Raw genomic sequence first — 12,426 nt, 5'->3', positions numbered from 1 at the left:
TAGGCGATGCGATCGGACGGATGGTCGGGATCCAGCGGCACGTAGGCGCCACCTGCGGTGAGCACCGCGTACATCCCGATCACCGTGGGACCCGGGCATGTCCCGGGTCCCACACCGGTCAGTGGGGATGTCAGGGCAAGAAGAACGGTGCGACCGGTTCGTTCAGGAGGGTGACCGACTTGAGGTGGGTGTACATGTTGAGCGTTTCGGCGCAGTACTCGCTGCCGTATCCGCTGTCTTTGTATCCGCCGAACGGTGAACCGTCGGTCATGTTGAAATAGCCGTTGATCCACACCGATCCGGCCTCGAGAAGGTCCGCGGTCTTCATCGCGTTGGCGATGTCGTTGGTGTACAGACCTGCTGCGAGCCCGTATCGGATCCCATTGGCTTCGGCGATCATCGTGTCGTAGTCGTTCCAGCGGATAACCGACAGAACCGGACCGAAGATCTCCTCCTGCGCGATGCGCGCGGAGTTCTCTGTCGCGAACAACGCAGGCCGCACAAAGTGGCCGAACTCGTTGCCAGGCAACTCGATTCGACTTCCGCCGGTCAGTAGTTCGGCACCTTCCTTCTTGCCGATATCGATGTAGTCCAATACGCGCTCGCCCTGCTCGGCCGAAACCAGGCAGCTGACGACGGTCGCGGGGTCGAGGGGCGATCCCACGACGATGCGTTCGAACCCTGCCACCAGCTGCGGCATGAAGGTGTCGTAGATGTCGTCATGGACGAACAGTCGGGTACCGGCAAGGCAGGATTGGCCGTTGCAGTGGGCGACGGCGAATGCGGCGTTGTCGACGATCGCGGCGAAGTCCGTCACGTCGGGGAACACGATGTTGGGACTCTTGCCGCCCAGTTCCAGTGACACAGGAACCAGTCGTTCGGCACCTGCCTGCGCGATCAGGCGCCCCACCTCGGTGCTTCCGGTGAACGCGAGCTTCTTCACGTCGGGATGGGCGGTCAGCGCGGCGCCGGCTTCTTCGCCGAGACCTGGGACGATGTTCACCACGCCAGGAGGGAAGATCTCGCTGATGTACTTGCCCAGTTCGAGGGTCGACAGCGAGGCGTTCTCGTCGGGCTTGAGTACCACGGTGTTGCCCGCCGCCAGAGCGGGCGCCATCTTGAACGCCGCCATGATCGCCGGGACGTTCCACGGAATGATCTGTCCCACTACGCCGAGCGGTTCACGCTTGGCGATGGCGATGCCGCCGGGGATCGACCGGTTCCAACCCGCGTGCGTCACCGCGGCGGCAGCGAAGAAGCGGTACTGATCGGCGGCCCTGGCGTGATCGATGGTGGTCTCGCTCACGTGGCGCCCGATGTCGAGGGCATCGATGAGTGCGAGGCGGTCGATGTTCGCGTCGATGACCCGCGCGAGTTCGACCAGCATCGCTGACCGCTGCTCGGCCGGTGTCGCTGCCCATCCCGGAAACGCCGATTTCGCGGCTGCGACAGCATTCGCGATGTCTGTTCGCGATCCGCGGGTGATGTCGGCGAGGTGCGCGCCGGTGGCGGGGTTGATCGCGGCAAAGGTTTCCGTGGTCTGCGACGTGAACCGGCCGCCGATCAGCGGCTGGTAGCGCTCGGCGAGCCCTGCCTGAGCGGCCGGGTCTTGGGTCTGTGTCGTCATAAGCGTTGTCCTCTGTGAGAAACGGCCTGATGGCCGATGCGTCGCTTCCCGGCGGTGTCCGGTGGGCGATCAGCAGGGGATGTAAAAGTGACGTCACATTTCTATGCCCTGGGAACTATGGTCGTCAAGGAGATTTCAGAGATCTGCAATCGCTTGACTTGCCCGATCCAAAGGCGTAGAAAAATGACGTCACTTTCACTATTGGAGGAAGTCCACGTGTTCCTGACCATCACCGATGCCGCGGCGGCACTCCGCGCAGGCGAAACCACCTCTGTCGAGCTGGTCCGCGCCGCATTCGACTCGACCGACGCGCACGACGAACAAGTCGGTGCGTATATCACCCGCTTCGACGAGACGGCTCTTGCGGCGGCCGCGGCCGCGGATGCCGAGCTGACCGCTGGGGTCGACCGGGGTCCGCTGCACGGAATACCGGTCGGAGTGAAGGACGTCATCGCCACCGATGAAGGGGTGACCACCGCCCAGAGTCTTGTCCTGGATCGCGCGTGGGGCGATCGGGGAGACGCCCCGGTGATCGCCCGCTTGCGCGCCGCGGGCGCGGTGATCACCGGTAAAACCAGCACAAACGAGTTCGCGCTCGGCTTTCCCGACCCGGACAAGCCCTTCCCGATCCCACGAAACCCCTGGGATCTCGAGTGCTATCCCGGCGGCTCCAGTTCCGGCACCGGAGCAGGCATCGCGGCGGGAATGTTCCTCGGCGGCTTGGGCACTGATACCGGTGGCAGCATGCGTTCGCCCGCAACCAACTGCGGCATCACCGCCCTGAAGCCGACCTACGGCCGAGTGCCCAAGTCCGGCTCTGTGCCCCTGGCTTACAGCTACGACCACATCGGTCCGATGGCGCGCTCGGCGGCCGATTGTGCGGTCATGACCACGGTCTTGGCCGGACACGACGCATCGGACCCGACATCGGTGGACCGCCCTGTCGAGGACTATGTGGCAGCCCTGACCGGCTCGCTCAACGGCGTGCGCGTCGGCGTGGATCCACTACTGGACCGCTCGTCCTTCGTCGTACCCGAACTCTCCGATGTGCTGACGTCGGCGCTTGATGTCCTGCGCGCCGCGGGCGCGACGGTGGTCCCGGTCCGGTTGCCGCTTTATGAGGAGCTGACCGCCGCGACCATCATCGGCATGGCCGCCGAACCCTACGCCCACCACCGTCCGGACCTGCAGGCCCGGTGGCATGACTACTGCATCGGCACACGACTGGCGGTATCGGCGGGTGCGCTCGTTGCGGCGGGTGACTATGTCCAGGCTCAGCGCGTCCGCCGGGTAGGTCAGCGCAAGGTGGCCGAGCTGTTCACCGACGTCGACCTGATCGTCACCCCAACGAGTGCCTGCGGCGCGATGGAATGGGAAACCCTGTCCTTCGCCGACATCTTCAATTCCCTGTACACCCCGTACTGGAACGCTGTCGGCAACCCGGTCATGTCGGTGCCGATGGGTTTCACCGCCGACGGGCTGCCCCTGGGCATGCAGATCATCGGTAAACCTTTCGACGAAGCCGCCGTGCTCGGCGCGGGCCACGCATACCAAGAGCGCACCGACTGGCATCTGCGCGTGCCAGAGCTCGTGTCGAACAGCCACCGCCGATGACATCACCAGCCACTCCAAGGAGCGCTACGCCCGTGAAAACCGATTACGCCGTGCTTGTCCCCACACTGCTGCAGGCCGCTGGAATCACCGTCAGCCCTGACGAACTCGCGATTATGATCGCGACGTCTCCCGGCCGCGCCGCAGCGATCGAATCGTTGTACCGAGTCCCGGAGGCCCGCTACGAAGAGCCATCTTTGATCTTCCGCGCGGCTCCATGACGTTCGCCCGGACCCTCGTGCCGGCTCGTCCCCACACTGATTCGCGTGGGATCAAGTCCCGTCCATGGTGGTGAAATCGGCGAAGCCGGGGGCGTGGGCACGCACAATCTAGATCGGGAGCAATCATCCGTGACATTCCCTAATGGTCTGCGTCCCCGGCCGGTCGATGAAAAGACCTCGGTCACACCACTCGAGTTGTTCTTCGACCTCGTCTTCGTCTTCGCGTTCATCCGCGTCACCGACCTGATGGCCGAACACACCACAGGTGAGAATCTGCTCCGCGGTGTCCTGGTCATCGCTGTGCTGTGGTGGAGCTGGGTCGCCTACGCATGGCTGTGCAACCTGGTGCGCGCAGACGAAGGAATCCTGCGGGTGGTGATGTTCGGCGCGCTGATGGCAATGCTCATGACGGCCCTGACGATCACCGAAGCGTTCGACGACCTGCCGGGTGGACTGCCCGGCCCGGTCGTGTTCGCTCTCGCCTACTTCACCGTCCGCCTGCTGCACTTGCTGACATTCTGGGTCATCAGCCGAGAAGACCCGCAGTTACGGGGACAGATCCACCGATTCGTGCCCAGCATGCTGGTCGGAACCACGTTTCTGCTGATCGCATCGCAGCTCACCGCAACCGCGCAAACCGTCATGTGGATCCTCGCCTTGGCCGGTGACTACGTGGGAACCCTCGTCAGCGGCACAAGGTGGCGACTGCGCTCGGTCGGCCAGTTCGCCGAACGACACGGCCTCATCATCATCATCGCGTTGGGCGAATCGATCGTCTCGATCGGGATCGCAGTCACCGGCCTGCCCATCTCCTGGGCCATCATCGCCGCCTCACTACTCGGCATCACCGTCTCCGGAGCACTGTGGTGGTCCTACTTCGATATGACATCCCTGGCGGTCGAGCAGATCCTCGAAGAGTCGACCGGTGAGCGGCGCATCCGGATCGCTCGCAACTGCTACAGCTTTCTCCATCTACCGATGGTGATCGGCATCGTCATGCTGTCACTGGGGCTGAAGAAGATCCTGTCCACGGTGGGCCATATCGATCACCACCGCCTCACCGATCCACTCGATGGGTGGCCGCTGATCGCTCTCCTCGGCGGCACCGCGCTCTACCTGCTGGCTCTGGTGGCGTTCAAGGCCTACGCTGCGGGATCGATCGAGAAGAGTCGTGTCGTGACAGCACTCGTGCTGATCGCATCCATTCCTCTCGTCGAGCACATCCCATCGCTCGCGACGCTCGGTGCTCTCGCTAGTTGCCTGCTCACAATGATCAGTTACGAGACGGTTCGCCACAATCAGCGGCGGCGTCGGCTGCGTCAGAGCCGCTGACTGGGTGGAAACGCCGTCTCGCCTGCGGTCGAGCGCGGAGTCAGTTCCGGGATCTTCGTGTGCAAGCAAGGTGGGAATACCTGATGCGTGACGAGGATTCGTCCCGCCGATGACGGGCTATATCGACGGCAGAAGAGCGCTTCGAGACGTCGGCACCTCACCGGGATCTGCGTTCCACATAGAAAGCAGGGCCTCCAACAATTTACTCTTCATCGATCGAGCACTCCGGTTGTCTCTTCCCCGCGCACAGAGTGCCTCTTTCATCAATCGAACGAATCGCTCGCGACTGACACCGAAGGTCACCAGCAGCTCGTTTGGGTCGGCGCCACCGAAGGGGGCCCACCGGATGGCGAACTTGATCAGCGAATTCGCCTGAACGTCAACTGATCTCGATCTCACAAGAAGGTCACACTGTTGCAGGGATGACCGAACCCAGGACAGTCTCCATGCCTCACTGTCATCCACCTCGTCCCTCAATTTCTCTCTTCTCGAATTGGAGCGGTGAGCCGGATCAAGAACGAATACCGGGTACCGGCCGTCGACGTGGCGCCCACTGAAGTGCGCACGAACGCGTCGATCCGAGGGCGGCAGGATGGCGCCGTCGATTTCGGAGAAGACCCACGGACCATCATCGAGCTCGATGACCGCAATTATCGATGGCGTCAACTCCTCATGCCGACGTTCGGTCGCACGGTGCACGATCTTCCAGGACACGATCCACCCCACACCCGACGATGGCACCCGATCCAGATCGAAGGTCCCACAGAACGAGCAGGAGCTGGACTGCGGTGACAACAGCACCCCACACGTCGAGCACGATCGGATCATCAACGTGCCCTCGATGACTTGTGCACGGTGCATACCGCGGTGTCGCGGATGTTCTGACGTGTGCGGATGCATGGATACCTCGGCTCTGAAAGTCTCGGTCGGCGTCACATCAGCGTCCGCCTCATCAGGTGTCGACACGAGGGGATAACCACCCGTCGGCATACCTACTTCTTGGTCTCGTACCCAATCGGCGTACGCTGACATCGATGGCAGCTCTAGGTCTGTGTCGACTCCAGTTGCCATCGGGAAGGGCTGAGGATCGAGGCTGCGGATGGCCGATCGAGACTCGAGGGGCGCGCGTGGCGGTGCGGTGGCCGCGCTACCCGATGATCTCAGTGCCGCCGGATTCGAGGATGCGCAAGAGATCGGACACGGCGGTTTCGGAGTCGTGTTCAGCTGCCGCCAGCTTTCCCTCGAGCGCCTGGTGGCCGTGAAGGTTATGACAGCGGGGCTCGACACCGACAATCTCGATCGCTTCCTTCGGGAACAACAGGCGATGAGCCGACTGTCCGGGCACCCCAATATCGTCGACGTGTTCGAAGCCGGTGTCACTCGTGGCAATTTTCCCTACATCGTGATGCAGTATCAGCCCCGAGGATCCCTCGAGGAATACATCAGGCGCGACGGTCCACTGAAGTGGTCGCAAGCTCTTGGTCTGGGTGTGAAGTTAGCGGGCGCCTTGGAGACTGCTCACCGTCAAGCCATTCTCCATCGCGATATCAAACCGGCAAATATCCTGTTGACCCGCTACGGCGACCCTCAGTTGACCGACTTCGGTATTGCGCACGTCGCGGGGGCCTTCGAGACCGCCACGGGCACGATTACCGGATCGCCGGCGTTCACCGCACCGGAGATACTCAGCGGCGACGCTGCCAGTCCGGCCTCGGATGTCTACAGCCTTGGTGCGACCCTCTTCTGTGCTCTGACCGGACACGCACCATTCGAACGCCAGGTCGGTGAACAGGTAGTCGCCCAATTCCTGCGGATCACCTCCGATCCACTGCCCGATGTTCGTGGGCTGGACATGCCTGACGACATCTCCGACATCATCGAGCACGCGATGTCGCGCAACCGGGACGAGCGCCCGGCCACCGCGGCCGAGTTCGGCGAACAATTGCGCGCAGCACAACGCAGACACAAGCTCCACGTCACCGACATGGCTTTGGCCATCGGCGAGTCGTCCGCCGATGGCCGCGGACACCCAACCGGCAGCGCCGATGACGGCGTCTCGTCGGCATCGACGAGAACCCCAACCGAGCCTGCGCGAGCAACGATCCTTCCGGAGTCGACTCAACGGCGGGAGTTATCGGCAACTGAGCGTGGTCACCCGGAACTGGGGGGCACACGCGGACGACGGGGGAACCTTCCTCTCGAGTTGACCAGTTTTGTCGGCCGCCGACACGAACTGACGCGAGCCAAGAAGGCGCTATCGACTGGCAGGCTCATCACTCTCACGGGAATGGGTGGCGTCGGTAAGACACGGCTCGCACTGCGCATCGCGACGGAGTCCGTGCGAGTATTCCCCGACGGTGCCTGGATCGTCGAGCTGGGTGAGCTCCGTGAGCCCGCCCTTGTCGCGAGTGCAGTGTCCACAGCCCTCGGAATCCGTCAGGATTCGGTTGACCCACCCCTGACAATCCTGATCAACTATCTCGCCGATCGGCAAACGCTGCTCATAGTCGACAACTGTGAGCACCTGGTCGAAACAGTGGCTCCCCTTGTGGTAGCTCTTCTGCACGCCTGCGCGGGCTTGCGGGTGTTGGCAACGAGCCGCGAACCTTTGCGTGTCACAGGAGAAATGGTGCTCCGCGTGCCGCCGCTCAGGGCGACGATGATCAACCAGACCCCGTCCACCAATGGGTCGCACCAATCCGAATCGGTCAGCTTGTTTGCCGAGCGCGCGACCGCTGCTGTGCCAGATTTCCAACTCACCGACGATAATCAGGCGACAGTGACGCAGATCTGTCAACACCTCGACGGCCTGCCACTGGCAATCGAACTGGCCGCCGCGCGGTTGCGGGCCATGTCTACACAGCAGATCCTCGATCGACTGACCGACCGGTTTCGACTGCTGGCCATAGGCAACCGGGACACACAAACACGCCAACAAACTCTCCGGTTCTGTATCGACTGGAGCTACGAGTTGTGCACTGCGGAAGAACAGTACTTGTGGTCGGTGTTCGCGGTGTTCGCCGGGAGCTTCGAACTCGATGCTGCGCAGGCGATCTCGGCCCATCGAGTCGAGCCTGAAAACCTGCTCGATCTGGTGGCGTCACTGGTCGACAAGTCGATCCTGATTCGAGAAGAAACAGGCACGGTGGTGCGCTACCGACTACTCGAGACGTTGCGCGAATACGGGCTACAGAAGCTGGCAAACGACTCCGAGCTCGTGACTCTTCAACGGCGGCACCAAATCTGGTATGAGAAGTTGGTGCTGCGAGCGGAAGCAGACTGGATCAGCCCGCGTCAGCTGGAATGGATCAACCGACTCGAACACGAGCAACCAAACATCCGCGAAGCACTCCAATTCTGCCTGGACGAGCCTGCCGAAGCGGAGGCCGGCACACGAATCGCGGCCGCACTGTTTCCGTTCTGGCTCGCCTGGGGCCTCCTCGCGGAAGGCCGGCTATGGCTTGCCCGAATGCTGGAATCGCTTGGCGATACCAGCACCGAGGAGATGCCCAAAGCGACATACTTGGCCAGTGTGCTTGCCGGCCTACAAGGGGATCGTTCTGCGGGAACCGCACTTCTGGTGAAGGGCGATGCCGCCGGTGGTCACCGTGGGACCGTTGGGGCGCGCGCGTATGCGGGGTTCGCCGCCGGATACGCGGCTCTGTACAACGATGTCCCGAGGAGCGCTGTCACCCAGTTGAAGGAGGCCGTCGGGGCATCGAAGGAATGTGGACTGATTCTTGTGCAGGTCGGAAGCCTGTTGGGACTTGGCCTCGCATACATGCAACTTGGCGACGCGCCCAACGCTATAGGCTGCCACGAACGGATCCTGGCCGAGACCGACGGACGCAGAGAGTTCGTCTATCTGGGCAGGTCGTCGATGACCCAAGGTTGGGCCTGCTGGAAGCAGGGAGACAACAAGCGCGCTACAGAGGCACTCGCTGAAGGCCTACGCCTTTCACTTCGTGCAAACGACCCAGTTGGCATCGCTCGGTGCCTGCAAACACTAGCCTGGCTCGAGGCCGACCAGCAGCACGAGCGACGAGCTGCTGTGCTGCTGGGCGCAGCAAGCAGTGCGTGGCGCGAAATCAGCAGTCCCTCAGCCAACTTCCTGAACCGGCTGGCCGATCACACCAGATGCGAGCAGCACACGCGGCACTCCCTCGGCGATCTGGGGTTCGAGAAACAGTTTCGCACCGGAAACGCGATGAGCCTGCGAGAAGCGGTCACCTATGCATTCGGCGATGAGCGGAAAGACGAGACACCTACAGAATCAGTCGGCCTCGCCCAGCTGACTCGGCGTGAGCGACAAGTCGCCGAGTTGGTCGCAAGTGGACTGACGAACAAGGCGATCGCAGCGAAGCTGGTAATCGCTGCGCGGACCGCCGAAGGGCACGTGGAGCACATACTGACCAAACTCGGATTCACTTCACGAGCGCAGATCGCGGCATGGTTCGTCGAACAATCGCGTTCTCTGCGTACATGATCTCGCCGCCACAGGTTGGAAGGTTCGTCATTCGACAAGCCGGATGTGCTGGTGAATTCCGACGTCGTCCATCGGTGAATCCGGCCGTTGCTCAGTGTCGGATCTGGCCGATCCGCTCGGTGAAATCTGACGTGACCGAGCGTGGCACGGCCGGGATTCTCGACCAATCGGGAGCGCTCAACGGTGACAGATCGGGGCCAGCGTGCATCCCGACCGACTAGGTGGGCACTTGCGCGCCCGGATGGCCACGATCCGCGTCGAAATCCAATGTGAAACCCCTCGGCGAGGCCAGTGACGGGCCCCCAAGCCCATCGTTGACACCTGGTGGCAGACGCAGACCGGGGCCGTCATCGCCAACGGAGTGTGCTTCGCCTTTCCAATTTCCGCATAGTCCACCTTCCGAAGAACAATTGGCGCTCGAACCGGTCTCGTTGGATCAGGTGATCGGTGATGATGCGGACACGAGACTTGGTGATCTTGGCGTCGGTGCTCGATTCCCCTGACCGAACGAGAAGCCGACGTCATGGGGTTGCGGTTCGGTCTGGTTGACGGCAGGTCACGAACGCTCGACGACATCGGAGCTGCTTCGGTGTGACGGGTGAGCGGATTCGTCAGATCGAAGCGAAGACGATGTTGAAACTGCGTCACTCGGCTCGCTCGTATTCGTTGCTCAGCTACCTCGGCTGAATACCGAAGGTCGCCTGTGATGTGTGGCCGGGCTTGGGGCGATCGACTCACCTACTCGGTGGCGCCGTCGAAGGTTCGCCAGGCGATGCCCGCTTTGCCCGGCAGTAGGGGTTGTTATGGAATTAGGTGATAGAATCTGGGTCAGCCATGGATCGAATCATCCACCGATGGACGGATACGCTTCGCAATTGGGCGACCACGAGTGGGTCAGAAGCGGCGATTTGTTCAGCCTCTGCCCGGGAGTTGACTGTCAGGATTGTTAAACCCTCACCGGTGGCGTTGTCATCGTGCGTTAGGTATGGGCCGGAAGCGAGTAATTTCCCAGACTTGATGATATCTTGCTGGTAGGCAGTATGTTCCGCTATTCTCGCTTGGATGGATTCAAGCGTAGCGTTCGAACGACTATGGATGACCCAGTACTCCATTTGGTATCCTATAATTTCTTTTGTGGAAACAGGGCGACGGGCTAAGAATGTGGGTCCTATCTATTCGCGGCCAAGCGAAAGATTTCATGCGACATTGTCCAGGTAATCGGCGATTTTACATCGGCTGTAGAGCTAGTGCATCGCCCAGCCCCCATCCACCCCGATTTGCGTTCCGGTAATGTTCTTGGCTCGAGTGCTGGCAAGAAATGCAACCAATTCGCCGATATCGTCCGGAGTTTGGAATCGCCCAAGCGGGATCTGCTCTCTGAACCATTCCCAAGTGGAGTCCTCAGCGGTGCCCTGGCTGGCGGATATTCCTTTAACCACCGCGGTATGGAGTTCGGTTGCTATAACTCCTGGGCAAATAGCATTAACGGTTACATCATATTTCGCGAGTTCGTGGGCAAGAGCCCGCGTCAGGCCGATGACAGCATGCTTCGAAGCCGTATAGTGACAGGCATTCGGGGCTCCGGTTTGCCCCATGATTGACGATATGTTAATGATTCGACCCGATCCTTGCGAGATGAGGGTAGGGACGACCGCCCGCGTCGAATTGAATGTTCCGGTCACATTGATACTCATGACGCGCTCGAATTCTTCGTCGCTAAGTTCTTGGATCGGAGCAAGGCGGGGGCCAACGCCTGCATTGTTCACCAGAATATCAATCTTTTCGAATCTACTCAACGTTAGTTCGACCAGATTCCGTGCCGAATCAGGATCTGTGACGTCGAGTTCTATTGCATGGGTGCGCGATCCCAATTTGCCGGCAGAGTCCTGTGCGGCTTTTAGATTGATATCCGCAATAATAACCGATGCGCCAGCGATTTGAAGTTTCCGGGCGCATCCGTATCCGATACCTGCAGCTCCGCCGGTGACGATTGCTACCTGATTCTCTAGGTCGTGCATATATTTCTCCCGTTACTGATATCTGGTTGAGTTAGTTGACGACATTGCACTAGAAAATGTGAATGTATACGTTCTGCGGCCAAATGGGAAGACTGCCATTCATAAAATCTAGTTGCACTCGATTTCTCGGCCGCGGATGGTACGTACAATCGTGTCGTCAAAGTAGGTGACTGTCAACAGCTATCGAGAGATTGCTGACAGACGCTGCCCTGTGATTGGAAGCCATAGACTGTCAAGCGTCTGACATCTACGGTTTCATGAACTGGAGCCTGAGAGGAGCCGAACCCGGCGATTACTTAAATGGGTCTCCTGTCCCCCATTCGTCTCCGCTCGCTAATGCCGTATCGGGGGACCACGCCGGGATAGCGGGATCGAATGACACGGCGAGGTGGCGGTGCGTCCCTGAAGCATCACGGCCGGTGCTCCGGCCGTGCCCGCGCTGAATCGAGACTGCGCCCGAGTCTGCAGCGATACCGAACCCACGCATAGGTTGGCTCGCCGAGGGCCTCGGTGCCACTGCCCCTGCCGAACTACCCGCGAATCACTTCACCGCGGAGGCGCTGCCGACTATCGTTGCTTACGGTCGGGCGGTGCTAAAGCCGACCGCTGCCGACCGTGAGTTCAGCCACGCTGAGGTGGCGGCGTTCGTCGGTGCCGTCGCCGAGCGGCACGCCGAGGATCGACTGCCGCTACCCTGTTCTGATCGGCGCGATCCACGGGTCAGCGAAATCGCTTCTGGCCGAGGCATCGGGAATTGGCGGAACCGGACGAGATGGACGAACTCCTGCTGGTTTTCAACAGGTTGCTCGAATCGATGGGATATCGCAGACATCCCGCTCGCGACTGATCATCGGGAATGCCGACGCGTGGGCAAGCAGCCGACTTCCTCGAAACCAGGGTTCCCTCGGTGTTGCAAACCACGGTGTGAACGAACACGAAACTGGCGACAATGCATTCTTCGTGGACAAGCGGCGGTATATGTAGGAGATACCGGCTCGCTCGCCGTGGTTACAGACCTAGTCCGGTGCGTAGGGTCGGCCAGGAACTGTGGAGTGCGTCTTGCCAGTAGGGCCATGCGTGGGTGCCGAACAGGGTGTAGCGCACGGTCGGTGTGAGGCCGGCGGTGCGCAT

General features: G+C 61.2%; 8 protein-coding genes and 1 pseudogene. 5 read left to right on the top strand and 4 right to left on the bottom strand.

Features of this window, described 5'->3' with window-relative positions; translation table 11 throughout:
• Window positions 1–130: 130 nt before the first annotated feature.
• On the bottom strand, window positions 131–1,627 hold the full coding sequence (locus ACWDXS_RS35515; protein ID WP_449972752.1) for an aldehyde dehydrogenase family protein: 1,497 nt from the start codon (window positions 1,625–1,627) through the stop codon (window positions 131–133).
• 36 nt (window positions 1,628–1,663) lie between these two features.
• On the opposite strand from ACWDXS_RS35515, the gene ACWDXS_RS35510 reads away from it, so the two are divergent.
• From ACWDXS_RS35510 to ACWDXS_RS35500, 3 genes are all read left to right on the top strand, one after another.
• On the top strand, window positions 1,664–3,241 hold the full coding sequence (locus ACWDXS_RS35510; protein WP_449972749.1) for an amidase: 1,578 nt from the start codon (window positions 1,664–1,666) through the stop codon (window positions 3,239–3,241).
• Window positions 3,242–3,273: 32 nt separating this feature from the next.
• Window positions 3,274–3,459, top strand: coding sequence for a hypothetical protein (locus ACWDXS_RS35505; protein ID WP_449972746.1), 186 nt, complete (start codon window positions 3,274–3,276; stop codon window positions 3,457–3,459).
• 129 nt (window positions 3,460–3,588) lie between these two features.
• Entirely contained in the window at window positions 3,589–4,791 is a 1,203-nt protein-coding gene (locus ACWDXS_RS35500; RefSeq protein ID WP_449972743.1) for a low temperature requirement protein A, read from the top strand.
• A 117-nt stretch (window positions 4,792–4,908) separates the two neighbouring features.
• Here the strand turns inward: ACWDXS_RS35500 and ACWDXS_RS35495 are convergent, their stop codons facing one another.
• Window positions 4,909–5,619 (bottom strand): Zn-ribbon domain-containing OB-fold protein, encoded by a 711-nt coding sequence (locus ACWDXS_RS35495; RefSeq protein ID WP_449972755.1) that lies wholly within the window; start codon window positions 5,617–5,619, stop codon window positions 4,909–4,911.
• Between the two features lie 271 nt (window positions 5,620–5,890).
• On the opposite strand from ACWDXS_RS35495, the gene ACWDXS_RS35490 reads away from it, so the two are divergent.
• Together ACWDXS_RS35490 and ACWDXS_RS35485 are read left to right on the top strand one after the other, a co-directional pair.
• Window positions 5,891–9,277, top strand: coding sequence for a protein kinase domain-containing protein (locus ACWDXS_RS35490; protein WP_449972740.1), 3,387 nt, complete (start codon window positions 5,891–5,893; stop codon window positions 9,275–9,277).
• Between the two features lie 499 nt (window positions 9,278–9,776).
• A pseudogene (locus ACWDXS_RS35485) lies at window positions 9,777–9,964 on the top strand (sigma factor-like helix-turn-helix DNA-binding protein); the annotation flags it as partial.
• A 122-nt stretch (window positions 9,965–10,086) separates the two neighbouring features.
• Here ACWDXS_RS35485 and ACWDXS_RS35480 read toward each other — a convergent pair.
• Entirely contained in the window at window positions 10,087–10,389 is a 303-nt protein-coding gene (locus ACWDXS_RS35480; RefSeq protein WP_449972737.1) for a YciI family protein, read from the bottom strand.
• Between the two features lie 132 nt (window positions 10,390–10,521).
• Window positions 10,522–11,295 carry an SDR family NAD(P)-dependent oxidoreductase gene (locus tag ACWDXS_RS35475; RefSeq protein WP_449972734.1) on the bottom strand — a complete coding sequence of 258 codons (774 nt, stop codon included), beginning with the start codon at window positions 11,293–11,295 and terminating at the stop codon, window positions 10,522–10,524.
• Window positions 11,296–12,426: the final 1,131 nt, after the last annotated feature.

This window comes from Nocardia sp. NPDC003183, assembly GCF_053590715.1.
This window is presented reverse-complemented; position numbering and strand designations above follow the sequence as displayed.